Annotated in this window: 11 protein-coding genes; 5 read left to right on the forward strand and 6 right to left on the reverse strand. The window is 57.5% G+C overall.

From position 1 onward, the window contains the following. Window positions 1-396: 396 nt before the first annotated feature. Both ompA and GWQ22_RS10610 read right to left on the reverse strand, forming a co-directional pair. Window positions 397-1,416 carry a porin OmpA gene (gene ompA / locus GWQ22_RS10605; RefSeq protein WP_275930266.1) on the reverse strand — a complete coding sequence of 340 codons (1,020 nt, stop codon included), beginning with the start codon at window positions 1,414-1,416 and terminating at the stop codon, window positions 397-399. 307 nt (window positions 1,417-1,723) lie between these two features. Beyond that, entirely contained in the window at window positions 1,724-2,320 is a 597-nt protein-coding gene (locus tag GWQ22_RS10610; RefSeq protein WP_275930267.1) for a hypothetical protein, read from the reverse strand. Window positions 2,321-2,579: 259 nt separating this feature from the next. On the opposite strand from GWQ22_RS10610, the gene GWQ22_RS10615 reads away from it, so the two are divergent. Together GWQ22_RS10615 and GWQ22_RS10620 are read left to right on the forward strand one after the other, a co-directional pair. Then, window positions 2,580-2,846: a helix-turn-helix transcriptional regulator gene (locus tag GWQ22_RS10615; protein WP_005298604.1), complete on the forward strand. Its 267-nt coding sequence runs from the start codon at window positions 2,580-2,582 to the stop codon at window positions 2,844-2,846. A gap of 204 nt (window positions 2,847-3,050) precedes the next feature. Beyond that, a complete protein-coding gene (locus GWQ22_RS10620) occupies window positions 3,051-4,412 on the forward strand; it encodes a sodium-dependent transporter (RefSeq protein WP_275930268.1) in 1,362 nt (453 codons plus the stop codon). Window positions 4,413-4,698: 286 nt separating this feature from the next. Here GWQ22_RS10620 and GWQ22_RS10625 read toward each other — a convergent pair whose 3' ends face one another. Together GWQ22_RS10625 and GWQ22_RS10630 are read right to left on the reverse strand one after the other, a co-directional pair. Continuing rightward, complete coding sequence (locus GWQ22_RS10625) at window positions 4,699-5,568, reverse strand: patatin-like phospholipase family protein (RefSeq protein ID WP_042038277.1); 870 nt, start codon at window positions 5,566-5,568, stop codon at window positions 4,699-4,701. A 45-nt stretch (window positions 5,569-5,613) separates the two neighbouring features. After that, a complete protein-coding gene (locus GWQ22_RS10630; RefSeq protein WP_275930269.1) occupies window positions 5,614-7,155 on the reverse strand; it encodes a sensor domain-containing diguanylate cyclase in 1,542 nt (513 codons plus the stop codon). Between the two features lie 198 nt (window positions 7,156-7,353). On the opposite strand from GWQ22_RS10630, the gene GWQ22_RS10635 reads away from it, so the two are divergent. The 3 genes from GWQ22_RS10635 to GWQ22_RS10645 all read left to right on the forward strand — a co-directional run bounded on the left by GWQ22_RS10635 (window position 7,354) and on the right by GWQ22_RS10645 (window position 14,129). Continuing rightward, a complete protein-coding gene (locus GWQ22_RS10635; RefSeq protein WP_275930270.1) occupies window positions 7,354-8,403 on the forward strand; it encodes an efflux RND transporter periplasmic adaptor subunit in 1,050 nt (349 codons plus the stop codon). Further along, on the forward strand, window positions 8,403-11,519 hold the full coding sequence (locus tag GWQ22_RS10640) for an efflux RND transporter permease subunit (RefSeq protein WP_275930271.1): 3,117 nt from the start codon (window positions 8,403-8,405) through the stop codon (window positions 11,517-11,519). Before GWQ22_RS10635 ends, GWQ22_RS10640 begins: the two co-directional genes overlap by 1 nt. Window positions 11,520-11,693: 174 nt before the next feature. Beyond that, on the forward strand, window positions 11,694-14,129 hold the full coding sequence (locus GWQ22_RS10645; protein ID WP_275930272.1) for a YgiQ family radical SAM protein: 2,436 nt from the start codon (window positions 11,694-11,696) through the stop codon (window positions 14,127-14,129). A gap of 93 nt (window positions 14,130-14,222) precedes the next feature. Here GWQ22_RS10645 and GWQ22_RS10650 read toward each other — a convergent pair whose 3' ends face one another. Both GWQ22_RS10650 and GWQ22_RS10655 read right to left on the reverse strand, forming a co-directional pair. Beyond that, a complete protein-coding gene (locus tag GWQ22_RS10650; RefSeq protein WP_275930273.1) occupies window positions 14,223-14,735 on the reverse strand; it encodes a hypothetical protein in 513 nt (170 codons plus the stop codon). Between the two features lie 284 nt (window positions 14,736-15,019). Continuing rightward, on the reverse strand, window positions 15,020-15,892 hold the full coding sequence (locus GWQ22_RS10655; protein ID WP_275930274.1) for a hypothetical protein: 873 nt from the start codon (window positions 15,890-15,892) through the stop codon (window positions 15,020-15,022). Between the last annotated feature and the right edge of the window lie 69 nt (window positions 15,893-15,961).

The following is a 15,961-nucleotide window of genomic DNA, read 5'->3' on the forward strand; positions in this document are numbered from 1 at the left end:
ACTGCGCACTCTTCAGTTATACCGGTCACAGGTGACAATTCAGCTGCGACTTCCATGGTGTATCACGACTGGCTTGAATGAAAAAAGAGACGGTATCCTGGATACTCATGAAGTCTTGGCCTCATGGACAACTAACCGGACAATAAGCACTTTTAAAAGTTCATCTAATCCCTCACAAGCAGAGTAACTGTATTCTTTTGACCCACTTTTATCAAGTTTCTGTACAGGTATCCAGCACTTGTGCGGGTTTGAGCGAACAAGCAGGGCGTGTGGCGGGGGAGACGGTTTGACAGAAAGTGTCGCGTCTTGCTGCGTTCACTATTAATCAATGGAAAGCGGGAAAACAAAAGGGGATGCCGTGGCATCCCCTTTTCGCATCATCTGAACAGAGTCAGATTATTTCTGAACTTCTTTTACGCCAGAGATGCGAACTTCTACGCGACGATCCGGTGCCAGGCAGGCGATCAGCTGTGCTCTGGCCTTGATGCCGTCGCACTGGGCGCCGGTGACCGGGTTGGCGGTGCCACGACCTTCGATGGTGACCTTGCCGGCAGCCATACCCTTGCTCACCAGGAAGTCAGCAACGGTACGGGCGCGGGCTTCGGACAGCTTCAGGTTGTGTGCTTCAGAACCGATACGGTCTGTAAAGCCGACGACCACGGCGCTGCCATCTCTCGGCTGCACGTCGACGATCTGCTGATACAGGGTATTCAGCGCGGCAACACCTTCCGGCTTCAGAGTGGATTTGCCAAAGGCAAACAGCACGTCTGAGTTCAGAGCGAAGTTCTTCTCAACAACCTGCGGGGCAGGAGCCGGAGCTTCTTCAACAATCGGAGCCGGAGCCGGCGCTACGTAGGAAGTACGGAACGGGTGGTATACGGCTTCCAGGGTCGCAACGCTCTGGTTGGACTTGTAGCGTACATCGTTGACTTGCAGGTCAGCCACGTCCCACATGTAGCGGTAGCGAGCTTGCAGATCCAGCGCGTCGTTAACCTTGTAGGTCACACCCAGGCCAGCCAGCGGGGATACTCTGGTATCGCTGGTGCCCATGCCGTCGGTGTGAGCCCAGTAGGCGCCGCCTTCAGCGAAGGCAGAGAAGTCGCCGCCCAGCGGCAGACGAGCGATACCGGATAGGGTGGCACCCTGGTTTTCGTAACGGTTGCCATCGGTGTTGCCACGGCCAGCGTACTGGTAGCCTAATTCGGTACCGAAGTTTTCGGTGAAGTTGTAACCAACGAAGGCGTTGGCAGCAGCCGCGTTTTCTTCGCCAGTGTTCACGCCTTCAATCTTGTTCAGACCGTTGAAGTGGGCAGCACCGACACCGGCACCGAAGTAGATGTCGTCAGCGGCGTGAGCTGCAGTTGCACCCATGGTAGCCATAGCGATGGCGATCAAGGAAGGGGCCATTTTCATCATAAAAAAATCCTCGTAGAGATGGCACGTTGTTCACGTGCTTCGCACTTTTTAATTTATGTAAGCTGCAGGCTCTGCCGAACAACAGCGTTGAGTCTGGCAGGGATCCCGGTTCCATCCGGGAGGCACACATTCCTGGTGCACAAGCGAGCGGGTAGCAGCGTAAGCAATGCCTTCACCCTTCACGAACAGCCGACGTCATTCCGATGACGTGGCGCACTCTATGCCGATTTCAAAACATGATCAAGCTCACACATAATACATATGGCAAATTGTGTCGCGTGGATAACTGGCTGTTTATCCGAATTAATTAGTGATCCAAATAGGCTCTGTGCAGCTTCTTTTCGAGTTTAATATAGGCCTGAACCCAGTCGGATTGCGCCATAGAGGGAGATACCCTCGCCTGGAATACCGCCAGATAATCGGCCTCGGTTGCTTCGCACAGTAAGGGTGTGAAGCTGAGCAAAAAATGACGGGCGAGGTAGGGGTCGAGGGGCCAGATGTTGAGGATGGCCCGCGCCACGGGCTGAACCGCAGCTGAACAGCGAAAGTGGCGGTGACCCGCCTCCAGCCAGAGCGCCATCTCGGCGAGCCCGCTTTCAGGCACCAGACCCCCGTCACCCTGCTCGTTGGCAAGGGCAAGGCTGTGGCCATTACCGAGCAGCAGATGTCCGTCTTCTTGCAAGACTCCATCGTGACTGCGCAGGGTCAGGCCGGGCACGGGCTGTTCGAGAAACAGGCTGCTTTTGTCATTGAGCGCGCTCAAAATCGCTGCCGCCTGATCATGCATGGCCGCAGGTAACCAGAAGGCTTCGGCGCGTGTCTGCTGGCCTTGCATCAACTGGCGGGTGAGGTCTGCGAGTGTTGAAACTGGGTGTAAACAGGAGATTATGCCGGGGAGTGCCATGAGTTCCTACTCTTTAGGGATAGCTAGCGGATTATACGAGTTATTTCTGCTGCAACAATAAAGGTTTCTTTTCGAGACTGTTTACCTGAGGCGGTTGAGCGATTACCATCCCCAATGTTTGCAAGGGTTGTCGTCGAAAGACGCTGATTAAAGATAGAGGCTCGACCATAACGAGTCCGTTCAAAACTGATACACTTGACTACGAGTCGTCGCGAAAAATAAAGGTGGAGTTAATCCGCCGTACGGAGTATTGAACAATATGAATTCAAATATCGTAACTGTTGGTAAAAAGATCCGTCAGATCCGTGAAGCGGTCGGTTTGAGCCGTCCCAAGTTTGCCGATCTGCTGGGTGTTCCCCCTACCACCCTGAAGAACTATGAACTGGGTTATCGTGAAGTTGGTGGCGCCTTCCTGGTGGCACTGGCGCATCACCCGGAGCTGCACAAGTTCACCCTCTGGCTGCTGGCTGACAAGAAAGTCGCCGAAATTGGCCAGATCGGTCCGGACGATATTGCCAAGGCTTGATTTATTTGGGCTTTGACAAAAATGCCGCCATTGAGGCGGCATTTTTTTATCCATCTAATAACCACTTCAGTTAATTAAATTTGGCTAATTGTGCACTCGTCCGGGATTTTAACGAAAATACCTTGGTAAGCTGGATTAATCCTCAGAAAATTCCTGCTATAAAATCAGTGTTATCCTTCGCGTGATGCGCACAGTGAGACAAGTATGAGTCAAACCATTCCCCAGGCCAGAGATGGCTTTACCAGTAAATTTGGTGTGCTTGCCGCCACCCTGGGCTCTGCCGTCGGGCTGGGCAATATCTGGAAATTTCCCTATCTGACGGGTGAAAACGGCGGCGCCGGTTTTCTGCTGGTCTATGTGATTGCCACCCTGCTGGTGGGATTGCCGGTGATGATTTCCGAGATCATGCTGGGTCGCAAGGGCAAGGCCGATGCGGTGACTACCCTGAGCAAACTGAGCCCCAAGGGGCAACCCTGGTGGCTGATTGCCGTGATGGGAGTGGTCGCCGCCTTCCTCATCATGTCCTTCTATTCCGAAGTGGCGGCCTGGGTGTTCGCCTATATCTTCAAGGCCATCAGTGGCGAGATACTGTCGACCGACCCTGCGGTCACGGGGGCTGCCTTCAATGCGCTCATCACCAACCCGCTGCAGAGCCTGCTCTGGCAATGGCTGGTGTTGGCGCTGATGGGGGGCATACTGCTGATGGGGGTTTCCAAGGGGATCGAAGCGGTCACCAAGAAGCTGATGCCGGTGCTCTTTATCTTGCTGCTGGTCATCGGTATCCGCAGTCTGACTCTGCCGGGGGCGAGCGAAGGTCTCTCCTTCCTCTTCTCGCCAGATTTCTCCAAGATCACCGGGGCCGTGGTACTGACCGCCATGGGGCTGGCCTTCTTCAAGCTCTCCATCGGTATGGGTTGCATGATGACCTATGGCAGCTACTTCCGGGATGATCAGAACATTCCGCTCACCACCTTCCGGGTGATGTGCGCCGATCTGTTTGTCTCCATACTGGCGGGGATCGCCATCTTCCCAGCCGTGTTTGCCTTCGGGTTCGAGCCCTCGGCCGGCCCCTCCCTGCTGTTCATCACCATTCCGGCAGTGTTTGCCAGTATCCCGTTTGGCCATGTTTTCATGGTGCTCTTCTTTGTACTGTCCGCTATTGCGGCCACCGGTGCCATGCTCTCCATTCTGGAAGTGCCGGTCTCGGTGCTCTCCGAGCGCTTCAAGATGAGCCGCCCCAAGGCGACCCTGATCAACCTGCTGGTACTGGGTGCTGTGGGTTCCACTTGTGCGCTCTCCAACAGCTCGCTGGCGGATGTACAGATTGCGGGCAAGACCTTCTTCGATCTGTTTGACTACCTCTCCTCCAACATCCTGATGCCGCTGGGCGGTATCTTCCTCTGCCTGTTTGTGGGCTGGGTATGGGGTGAGGAGAAGATGCGCGATGCTCTGACCAATGGCGGCGAGCTGGCTCTGCCGATCCTCAAACCACTGTTCTTCATCATTCGTTACGTATCGCCGCTGTTGATCCTGATCGTGATGCTCAAAGGGCTGGGGCTGTTCTAAGCCCGCTGTTTTGTCATAGAAAAAGAGCGCGGCAAAGCTAATGCCAGTCAGTTAAGAGAAAGTGAGTCTCAGCCCGCGAGGTATAAGGGCCAAAGAGTGATGGAGGCATAATGCCTCCCTCTTTTTATTGGATGCCCATCAGGGCAAAGGTGTCAGCCACATTGACGCGTTAACCATGGTACCGTTCCTGTTATTCAACATTTCGAATATTCAGTCACAAAAATGCTTAACTGACAGGCGTTACGCTGCAAGGCGCTCTTTTTTGGTTGGTGCGATTGGGGGAGGGTTACAGCAACCCGAGGCGGCCCAGCTCCTCCTTGAGCTGATCGAGGTTGCGTTCGACACAGGCCTCCCCCTCGTTGATGGCATCGCTGGCACGATGAAAATCCATGATGGAGAAGCTGCCCAGGCGTGGACAAAGCTGGATTTCCGGCGGGTCCCCCGCCATTCGGGCGCGGGTGATCCGTTCCTGCATGATGTTGATAGAGCCGCTCATCACGCTCCACAGGCCGGGAGTTGCCGGTGCCGATTCGCCGCGATTAAGCCACTGACTGAGCAAGCCGCCGCCACCCGGTTGATCCGGTCCGTCGGTCCAGGGCTGGTGCATGTCGTTGTTGAGGTTAACCGCAATCACTACCTCTGCGCCCATGGCGCGGGCCAGCGAGATGGGAACCGGGTTGACCACGGCGCCATCTACCAGCCAGCGGTCGTTGACCCGGGTTGGAGTGAGGATCCCCGGCATGCCACAGGAGGCGCGCACCGCCTGGCGTAGCGAGCCCCGTTGCAGCCAGATCTCGCGGCCGGTGTCGAGTTCGGTGGCGATGCAGGCAAAGGGGATGGGCAGGTTCTCGAGATCGGGATCCCCCAGATGGCTGGCGGCGAGACCAAATACCTTCTCGCCGCGAAACAGGCCGCCGGAGAGGGCGGGATCGAGCAGGCCGACGACTTGTAGCCGGCTGAAGCCGCGAACCCAGGACTCTAGCTTGTCCAGCTTGCCCGCAGCATAGGCGGCGCCGACGAAACTGCCGATTGAGCAGCCTGCTACCAGATCTGGTTTGACGCCGAGGCGATCAAGGGCACGGATGACACCAATGTGGGCCCATCCTCTGGCGGCGCCGCTCCCGAGAGCGAGCCCTACGCGGGGTTTACGTGGCACAACTTTCCTCCAAAAAAGGGTTGGGTGACCAGCTTACCTCGCAAGTCAGGAGGCGTCACCCAGCCATCTTTCACTGCGGTTGCGTCCGTTGGCCTTGGCCTGATAAAGCGCCATGTCGGCGCGGCGCACCGCTTCATGGAGCTGGATGCTCTCCTCGTGGGGGTAATAGCCGAGGCTGATGGTGACGGCCAGCTCAGGTTCGATGGTGGCCCAGTCGTGGTCGGCGACCGCGATCCTGATCTGTTCCGCCAGTTCGCCGAGACGGGATACGTCGCTGTGGCCGATCAGTAGCAGGAACTCCTCACCGCCCCAGCGGACCAGGCGGTCTGATGGGCCGAGTTGCTGCTGGCAGATTTGTACCAGCTGGATCAGCACGATATCGCCAACGGCATGGCCGAAGTTGTCGTTAACCCGTTTGAAGTGATCCGCGTCGAACATCAGCATGCCCGGCCGGAGCCGCGCCAGGCTGCCAGTTTGCTCCAGCAGGACCAGATAGTGGCGGTTGAAGGCACCGGTGAGGGCATCATGACAGGAGAGATAGTTGAGCCGCTGGTTGAGGCGATGGGACCTCAGATTGGAGAGTGCCGCCAGCAGTAAGAAAAGGATGGCGAGCAGGGTTGGAGCGGACTGGTAGGCAAGGGTCCATGCCAGCGGCAGCAGAGTGACGCTGTGCACCAGCAGCAAGGGGGTATCGGGGACAGCTAGCGTCAGTTGCAATGCCCCCTCTCGCCACTGGTACTGTACAGTTGGAGCAAGATCCTGGGGGATTCGGGGTTCCTTCGTACTGCTGGCCAGCACCTGATGGTATTGGTTGAGAAGCAGATACTGTCCCAGCGCTGGCGTCAGCCGATCGAGTTGCAGTTGCAGGCGTGAGAGCAGAATATCCATGCTAATCATCCCCACCAGCGACCCGTCTTTGTAAAGAGGTTGGGACATGGTGACCATGGTGCCAAGTCCGGCGAAATCTTCGTAAGGGCGGGAGAGAATGGTGTCCTGTGTGGGGTTGGGTGACATCAGCGCATCCTGCCAGTAGTGCTTCTCATAGATGCTGCGGCTAAAGCGGAACTGGCTGGAGGGGATCCATGGGTAGAGGTAGATGAAGTTGTCCACACCGGTAAAGTAGACCCAGGCGATCTCCTCGCTAAGGCGCTGGCTGGCGGTGGCTAGCAAGGGGGAGAGACTCAGCGCCAGATGAAATCGCACCTCCCGCTCACTGCCGGGGGGAGGCAATGGGCCTTCCCCGGTGAGGTTGCCTGCCAGCCCCGCAGGCAGGTCGGCGGGGAGCTTGTCGAGCACCAGTCCCTGATCCGGCAGTTGTTGGATATAGCTGTAGAGCTGGCGGGTCAGCGCCGATTGAGGGTCGCTGCGCAGCCGCTCTTCGGCCTGACCGCGCATCGCTTCGAGAAAGGTGTCGGTCCTCTGGAACTGATCCTGAAGGTGAATAGCACTATTGAGGGTGTCGCTCAGGTAGAGGCTCTCTATCTGTTTCAGGTTTTGCCGCAAGGTCAAACCAATCAGCAGGATGACCAGAGCGAACAGCAGCCAAGTAAGGCGTGTGGGAAAGCGGGCGTCGGACACGTTGAGCATAGGCAGCTATCTGGCGTTACAAAGGAAACTGTCGTTAGTGTAAGCGAGGTAGCCGGAAAAAAAATAGAACCGCAAAAAATACAGTGATCTCATCGCCTTCCTGTTACGTTTTGTCACATTTATACATAGTCACGGCATAGTCTGTGGCTAAAATGGCCCCAATCTGGATTTACCCTTTCACTCTTCATGGATTGTTCGATGAAAATGCGTATCTGGCTCGGCTCGGGCCTTCTCTTTATCGTGGTTGCCGGTGTCTGGGCGCTGCGTCACACCGAACCGGCCCCCAAAGCGCCGGCCAGACAGGTCAATATCCGCACCGAAACCGTCAAGCCGAGCCTGGCCGAACCCACCATCAAGCTGGTGGGCAAGCTGGCCGCCAACCGCTCCGTGGTGATAAGCCCCGAGGTGACAGGGCGTATCGTCAAGATAGCGGTGCGTTCCGGTCAGCAGGTCAAGCAGGGCGATACCCTGATAGCGCTGGATGCGGGCAAGCAGCAGGCGGAGCTCGCGGAGCAGAACGCCAGCGTGCGCGATGAGGCCCGCAAGCTGCGGGATATGCGCCGGCTGGTGGCGCGCGGTGCCATCACCACCTCCGAGCTGGAAGGGCAGGAGGCCATAGTGGCCCAGGCCCAGGCCCGTGCCGATGCGGCCAAATACGAGTTGTCGCTGCGCACCCTGCAGGCTCCCTTCAACGGCACCGTCAGCCTGATTGATCTCAGTGAAGGGGCCCTGGTCAACAGCGGTGATACCCTGCTTCATCTCGATGAGTTGGCCAAGTTGCGGCTCGATCTGGCGGTGCCCGAGCGCTATCTCTCCCAGCTGCGTCCCGGCATGGCGGTGACGGCAACCAGCTCGGCCTGGCCTGATCAAGCGTTTCGTGGCGTGCTGGAAACCCTGGACAGCCGTGTCTCCAACGATACCCAGAACATCAAGGCGCGCGTCATCATCCCCAATCCCGACGGTCAACTGCGGCCCGGCATGCTGCTCAACCTGGAGCTCTCCCTGCCGCCCCAGAAGATGACCCTGATCCCGGCCCAGTCGGTGGAGTATGCCGGCGAGCTGCGCTTCGTCTATCGCCTCGAGCCTGATGGCCTGGTCAAGCGGGTGCCCGTGGTGCTGGGGGATACCCATGGCGAGGAGGTGTGGGTTACCGAGGGCCTGAAGGTCGGCGATCGCATCGCGGTTGAGGGGCTGGTCAATCTGCGTGACGGCGTCAGCGTGAACGATCTGGCGGAGGTAAAAGGCTGATGTGGCTCTCCGATATCTCTGTACGTCGCCCGCTGGTGGCCGTGGTAGTGAGTGCTTTGCTGACCGTGTTCGGTCTGGTGGCCTTCAGCAAGCTGACGGTGCGGGAGATGCCGGACGTGCAGACGCCGTCCGTCTCCATCTCCACCACCTATGAGGGGGCGGCGCCAGCCGTCATGGAGAGCCAGGTCACCAAGCCCATCGAGGATCAGCTCTCCGGCATCAGCGGCATCAAGAACATCAACTCGGTGACTCGCAAGGGGCGCTCCGTCATCACGGTGGAGTTCAAGCTCGGCTGGAACATGGTGGAGGGCACCTCGGATGTGCGTGACGCCATCTCCCGCGCCCGCCCCAGGCTGCCGGATGGTGTGGATGAACCTATGGTCACCAAGGACAACGGCAACGGCGACGTGGCGATCTGGCTCAACTTCAGTAGCAGCCAGATGGATCGCACCGCCATGACCGATTACGCCAACCGGGTGCTGGTCGATCCCCTGAGTCTGGCGGACGGGGTGAGCGAGGTGATGCTCTCCGGCGACCTGACCCAGGTGATGTATGTGCGGCTGCGGCCCGCCGACATGGCGGCCCGTGGTATCACGGTGACGGACGTGCAGGAGGCCCTCAAGCGGGAGAACATCGAACTGCCGGGCGGCGAGATCCGCAACAACTCCATGACCATGTCGGTGCAGATCGCCCGTCTCTATCACACCGCAGATGATTTCCGCCAGTTGCAGATCCGCACCGCTGCCAACGGCCAAAGCATCTACCTGGCGGATATCGCCGACGTGGAGGTGGGGGCCAAGAACGAAGACAGCGCCTATCAGCGCAACGGCCGCGAGAGCCTGGGGATAGGCATAGTGGCCCAGTCCACCGCCAATCCGCTGGCGGTGGCGCAGGGGATCGAGAGGAAGATCGTCGAGATGCAGCGCTTCCTGCCACAAGGGGCTGTGCTCGAGGTCGATTACGACTCCACCATTTTCATCAAGCAGGCCATCGACGAGGTCTACATGACCCTGGCCATCTGTGCCGTGCTGGTGGTGGCGGTGCTATACCTGTTCCTCGGGCAGGGGCGCACCACCCTGATCCCGGCCATTACCGTGCCTGTGTCGCTCATCTCAGCCTTCATCGGCGCTTGGTATCTCGGCTTTTCCATCAACCTCATCACCTTGCTGGCGCTGATCCTCGCCATCGGTCTGGTGGTGGATGACGCCATCGTGGTGGTGGAGAACATCCACCATCATCTGCAACGGGGCGAGCCACCGCTGCTTGCCGCCTGGCACGGCACCCGCGAGGTGGGCTTTGCGGTGATCGCCACCACCGCCGTGCTGGTGATGGTGTTCGTCCCCATCGCCTTTATGGATGGTATGGTGGGGCGGCTCTTTACCGAATTTGCCATATTACTCTCGCTCGCGGTGCTCTGCTCCTCGCTGGTGGCGCTCACTCTCACGCCCGCCATGGGCTCCTGGCTGATGCGCCCGCTCGATCGGCCGAACCGGCTGACCGCCGCCCTCGACCGCGGCCTTGGCTGGGTCGAACTGCACTACCGTGCATGGCTGGCGCAAGTGCTGCGCCACTCCCGCTGGGTGCCGCTGGTGCTGCTGCTCTGTCTTGGCGGCATCGGCGCCCTGTTCAGCCTGCTGCCCAACAGCCTCACCCCCACCGAGGATCGCGGTGTGGTGTTCGTTTTCGTCAAGGGGGCTGAGGGAACCAGCATCGAGCGGATGAAGCGCAACATGCAGCAGGTGGAAGCCGCCATCATGCCGATGCTGGGGGATGGCGTGGTGCAGGCCATGAGCTTCAGCACCCCCGCCTTTGGCCGTGGCGGCGACCAGACCGGTATGGTGATCATCCAGCTCTCCGACTGGGCCGAGCGTGATGTCACCGCCACCGAATTCTCCCGCTCGCTGGGCGCCAAACTGGTCGGTATTCCCGACGTGATGATCCGCACCTTCCAGCCCGGTTTCCGGGGAGGCTCCACCGCGCCGGTGCAGTTCGTGCTGCAGGGCAATGACTATGCCGAGCTGTATCAACAGGGGCTGGCGCTGCAGAAAGCGGCGCAGGCCAGCGGCCTGATGCTGAGCCCGGATCTCGACTATGCCGAGAAAACCCCCGAGCTGCAGGTGACCATCAATCGCGACAGCGCCAGCCAGCTCGGCATTCCGGTCTCCACCGTTGCCAGCACCTTGCAGGCGATGCTGGGCGGGGTGAGCAAGACCACTTATGTGGACAGGGGGGAGGAGTATGACGTCTACCTGCGCGGCAACCAGACCGAATTCAACGGCGTCTCGGATCTCAGCCTCATCTACCTCAAGGCCGCCAGTGGCGAGATGGTGAGTCTCTCCACCCTAGCCACCGTCAAGCAGGTGGCGACGGCCAACCGCCTTAACCACTACCAGCGGCAGAAGGCGATCACCCTGACGGCGGATGTGCATCCTGATCACACTCTCGGCGAAGCCCTCAATTTTCTCGATGGCTGGGCCGACGCCAACTTGCCGAGCGGCATGACGGTGGATTATGCCGGTGAGTCCAAGGACTATCGCGATAACCAGGGCGAGATGGTGATGATATTCGCGCTGGCCCTGCTGGTGGTCTATCTGGTGCTGGTGGCCCAGTTCGAGAGCATGCTGACCCCGGCGGTGGTGATGGTGACTGTGCCGCTTGGCATCTTCGGCGGTCTGCTCGGTCTCTGGTTGACGGGGCAGGAGATGAGCATCTACAGCCAGATCGGCATGATCATGCTGATCGGCATGGTGACCAAGAACGGCATCCTCATCGTTGAGTTCATCAACCAGTTGCGCCAGCGTGGCGAAGGGTTCGAGGAGGCGATAATCAAAGGCTCGGTGCGCCGCCTGCGCCCTATCCTGATGACCTCGCTCACGGCCATTATCGGCGCGGTGCCACTGATGCTCTCCATGGGGGCGGGCTACGAGAGCCGGATGGCAGTGGGTACCGTAGTCTTCTTCGGCCTCTCTTTGGCGACGCTGGTGACCTTGCTGGTGGTGCCCGCCATCTACCATCTGCTGGCGCGCAAAGCCGGTATGACCGGCGCGCGGGATCAACAGGTAGACGAGGCGCTGGCCGCCAAGGGGGCAGGGGGGGCACCCCCCCCGGCGCCCTGACCTGAATTCAACAGGGGCCAGTGGCTACCCTCCATCATCACAAGGGCGCCTGCGGGCGCCCTTGCTATTGCCAGTGGCCGCGCTATTCCGTGGGATCTATAGGGGCAAAAAGCCATCGCCCCCGCTTCGCTCTGCCGGTATAATGCGCGACCCGAATTGTTCCAGGTGTTCAAAATGCAGCCGGTTACCCACCTTTTCTCCTATCCCCGCTATTGGGCCGAGTGCTACGGCACAGCGCCTTTCCTGCCCATGTCCCGTGCGGAGATGGACAAGCTCGGCTGGGACAGCTGTGACATAGTCCTGGTGACCGGTGACGCCTATGTGGATCACCCGAGTTTCGGCATGGCGGTCATAGGCCGCATGCTGGAATCCCAGGGTTTTCGGGTCGGCATCATCGCCCAGCCGGACTGGTCATCGAAGGATGACTTTATGCGCCTGGGCAAGCCGAACCTCTTCTACGGGGTGACGGCGGGCAACATGGACTCCATGATCAACCGCTACACCTCCGACAAGAAGCTGCGCCACGACGACGCCTACACCCCGGGAGATATAGGCGGCAAGCGGCCCGACCGCGCGACTCTCGTCTACACCCAGCGCTGTAAAGAAGCCTTCAAGGAAGTGCCGGTGGTCATCGGCGGCATAGAGGCGTCCCTGCGCCGCATCGCCCACTACGACTACTGGTCCGAGACTATCCGCCGCTCCATCCTGCTCGATGCCAAGGCCGACATCCTCATTTATGGCAACGCCGAGCGGCCGCTCATCGAAGTGGCACACCGCATCGCCAATGGCGAGACCATCGACACCATGCAGGACATTCGCGGCACCGCGGTGATCCGCAAGGAGCCGCTGCCCGAGTGGCGCGGGGTGGATTCGAGCAAGCTGGATCAGATCGGCCGCATCGACCCCATCATGAACCCCTATATGGAAGGGGCGCCCTGCAGTGACGACGAAGGCACGGCACCGGTGGAGCAAGAAGCCAAGCCGGTATTGGTGCAGCCACCCAAGCAGAAGCCGTGGGAAAAAACCTATGTGAAGCTGCCGGCGTTCGAACGGGTGAAGGAAGACAAGGTGCTCTACGCCCATGCGTCGCGCATCCTGCACCACGAGACCAACCCGGGCTGCGCCCGCGCGCTCTCCCAGGCCCACGGCGATCGCATCGTCTGGGTCAACCCGCCTGCCTTCCCGCTGGAAACCGACGAGATGGACGGCGTGTTTGGCCTGCCGTATCAGCGGGTGCCGCACCCGGCTTATGGCAAGGAGAAGATCCCGGCCTACGAGATGATCAAGACCTCGGTCAACATCATGCGTGGCTGCTTCGGCGGCTGCTCCTTCTGCTCCATCACAGAGCACGAGGGGCGCATCATCCAGAGCCGCTCGGAAGAGTCGATCATCAAAGAGATCGAAGAGATCCGCGACAAGGTGCCGGGCTTTACCGGCGTCATCTCGGATCTGGGCGGCCCCACCGCCAACATGTACAAGCTGCGCTGCAAGAGCCCCAGGGCCGAGCAGACCTGCCGCCGCGCCTCCTGCGTCTGGCCGACCATCTGCCCGCATATGGATACCGACCATACCCCGACCATCAGCCTTTATCGCAAGGCGCGTGATGTGAAGGGCATCAAGAAAATCCTGATCGCCTCCGGGGTGCGTTACGACATAGCGGTGGAAGATCCCCGCTACATCCGCGAGCTGGCCAAGCACCACGTCGGCGGCTATCTGAAAATTGCCCCCGAGCACACCGAGGAGGGGCCGCTCTCCAAGATGATGAAGCCGGGCATGGGCAGCTACTACAGCTTCAAGGAGCTGTTCGACAAGTATTCCAAAGAGGCGGGCAAGCAGCAGTACCTGATCCCCTACTTCATCTCGGCCCACCCGGGCACCACGGATGAAGACATGGTGAACATGGCGCTCTGGGTCAAGACCAACAGCTTCAAGCTCGATCAGGTGCAGAACTTCTACCCGTCGCCGCTCGCCAACGCCACCACCATGTATTACACCGAGAAAAACCCCCTCAACAAGGTGAGCCGCCAGGGCGGGGACGTGTTCGTGGTCAAGGGCGAGCGTCGCCGCCGCTTGCACAAGGCGCTGCTGCGCTATCATGATCCGGCCGGCTGGCCCATGATCCGCGAAGCCCTGCTGGAAATGGGCAAGGGCCACCTGATCGGCAACGGTCCCAACTGCCTGGTGCCGCCGGAAGGCCGTGGCGAAGCCAAGGCCGAGCGCAGTCGCAGCAAGGGGCTGAAACCGGCCCTGACGCGCCACAGTAACATTGCCCATCAGCGCGGCAACGGTGCTGGCAACAAGGCAGCGGGCCAGAGCAACGGACGTGGCAACAGTGCCGCCCGCAGTGAGGCTGGCGCAGGTCATGCCCCGGCGATCAGCAAACATGGCGGCAAGGCGGGCAATGGCAAACCTGTGGGTGGCCAGTTGCAAAAAGGGGCTGGCAACGGCAAGCCCGCCGCTCCAGATGCTAAACCGGCAGGGCAGTGGAAACCCGCTCACAAGGGCAAGGCTCCGACCCGCGCAGGCTCCGCCAAGCCGGGTGCCAAACCCGCGTCTCAAGGCGGCAAACCTGCGGCGAAAGGGAATGGTGCCAAGCGACCGGCTCGGTGAGTTTTCTGATTGGAAAGCGATAGAAATAAAAAGGCGACCGGATGGTCGCCTTTTTATTTAAAGTAATCGTACCTGTAAATTTATTAACAATGTTTACTCACAAGGGTTTTCATCACTTATTTTTGTAACGACTAGGTCTGAGTAAACAGATGAGTTAGATTTGCTTGGGACAGCGTGTAATTCTATGCCCGTGGCTTGCGTCCCAACTTTTATTTTATCTAGATTTATATTTTTAAATGCTATTCCAAGGCTTTTTCCAACATGTATTATAACTCTTTCTGGTGAATGCATGTTATCCATAACAGTTCTGTATTCATTATTTAAGTAACCTTTATTCAAAGCATTGCCACATACATATGTAGCCTCATAGTGTCGCTCTTTTTCGAACTGTTTTTCGTATCGAATTTTACCATTAGATAACCACCATCCATTCTTATCTTTATTTATTTCTATGACATAATGTGCTCGGCCAGCAGCATATTTTTGATGAAATAATTTCTCTGGGGTTTTATCAACAATCGTGGTAACACCACCTTCCAATTCTATATATTTTGCTGCAGAGGCAGGCAGAGTAATTGCTAAAAATATTAATGAAACGAAACGCATTATAAATCTCCTTAAAAAATGCTGGTAGCAGAAATCTGGGACACCCACCTTTCTGATCATGGATAAATCCTATAGGTCTATTAAAACTTAACGTATTAATAACCGCTGTCACACCTCACTTACATGAGAGATGGCTAGCCTCTTATGTTGGGATAATAGTTGTATGTTGATGCTGAAAGAAATTAAGTCCAATGTTTACCGCAATAACTAATCTTTATTGGCAGTGTTACAGCTCTCAATATTTAATCTGTTCAGGTGCGTAGGGATTTCTATATGATGCTGAGTTACAATAATTCAGCTTTGCCATCGATAAGCACTAACCGCTTACCATCTTCACGCGGGCTGATCAAGGGTAGTGTGTTCTTGCCTGACTTATAAACACCGTCCTTCATATAAAAATAGACATCTGGAGCATCATTTTTTTGGATCAAATCCGACTCATTTCTGGTTAAAAAAACTCCATATCTGCCAGGCTTGAGATTGAGGATTTTTCCAAATTCTTCTCCCGTCGCAGGGCGGGCTGCAGTGATATAAATAGTGGAGTAGCTCACGCCTGGCAGCGTACATTCGTGGGTATACTGGTAAGGTTTGTTCTCCACACAAGTGATTTTATTGATATCAATCATTCCCAGTCTTAGCTTAATCTTGGGCGTGTCATCGGGCTCAACAGGTCTGACTTTGAAATTATTGATAATGAAGCGTTCGATTACGCGACTCTGATTATATGTCTCACCATTTTCAAGCTTTGCAGTCCACACTTCAGATGGCTTTAGTGGATAGCCTTCCGTCAGTCCTCCAATAAACCCAGCACCCAACCCTAGTGCCCCCCCTGCAAGGGCGCTCCCAAGATCTGACGTTAGATTCATTGCATATGAAGTCGAGTTAACCATCATATCGATAGATTTGTCATATGTATGATCGCTTAGGACCCATGGGTAGCCTGCATATGCACCGACGTTCCAAGCAAAGCTTTTGGTCTTGTCATCTTGATAATAACTTCCAAGTGCTTCTGGGCTTCGGATATTGTCGTATATTTTGAATGCACTACAACCGCTTACCCCCAGGGCAAGATCGCGAACGTTTTTTGACCAAGAAAAACAGGTTTGACCCTGCGATCCAGCTGTGATCTTATGCTCCTTTTTCAGGAGTGCCTTCATGTCTATTGATGCTGTTTTTGCTCAGTTTTTCGATAATATTCCCGACCCTCGCCAGCATGCCAAGATTTA

The organism is Aeromonas sp. 1HA1 (assembly GCF_029237385.1).
Lineage (GTDB): Bacteria > Pseudomonadota > Gammaproteobacteria > Enterobacterales > Aeromonadaceae > Aeromonas > Aeromonas popoffii.

Excerpts from the sequence above, each read along its gene's own strand:
- ompA (WP_275930266.1), bottom strand. The coding sequence starts at position 1,416 with ATGATGAAAATGGCCCCTTCCTTGATCGCCATCGCTATGGCTACCATG.
- GWQ22_RS10610 (WP_275930267.1), bottom strand. The coding sequence starts at position 2,320 with ATGGCACTCCCCGGCATAATCTCCTGTTTACACCCAGTTTCAACACTC.
- GWQ22_RS10615 (WP_005298604.1), top strand. The coding sequence starts at position 2,580 with ATGAATTCAAATATCGTAACTGTTGGTAAAAAGATCCGTCAGATCCGT.
- GWQ22_RS10620 (WP_275930268.1), top strand. The coding sequence starts at position 3,051 with ATGAGTCAAACCATTCCCCAGGCCAGAGATGGCTTTACCAGTAAATTT.
- GWQ22_RS10630 (WP_275930269.1), bottom strand. The coding sequence starts at position 7,155 with ATGCTCAACGTGTCCGACGCCCGCTTTCCCACACGCCTTACTTGGCTG.
- GWQ22_RS10635 (WP_275930270.1), top strand. The coding sequence starts at position 7,354 with ATGAAAATGCGTATCTGGCTCGGCTCGGGCCTTCTCTTTATCGTGGTT.
- GWQ22_RS10640 (WP_275930271.1), top strand. The coding sequence starts at position 8,403 with ATGTGGCTCTCCGATATCTCTGTACGTCGCCCGCTGGTGGCCGTGGTA.
- GWQ22_RS10645 (WP_275930272.1), top strand. The coding sequence starts at position 11,694 with ATGCAGCCGGTTACCCACCTTTTCTCCTATCCCCGCTATTGGGCCGAG.
- GWQ22_RS10650 (WP_275930273.1), bottom strand. The coding sequence starts at position 14,735 with ATGCGTTTCGTTTCATTAATATTTTTAGCAATTACTCTGCCTGCCTCT.
- GWQ22_RS10655 (WP_275930274.1), bottom strand. The coding sequence starts at position 15,892 with ATGAAGGCACTCCTGAAAAAGGAGCATAAGATCACAGCTGGATCGCAG.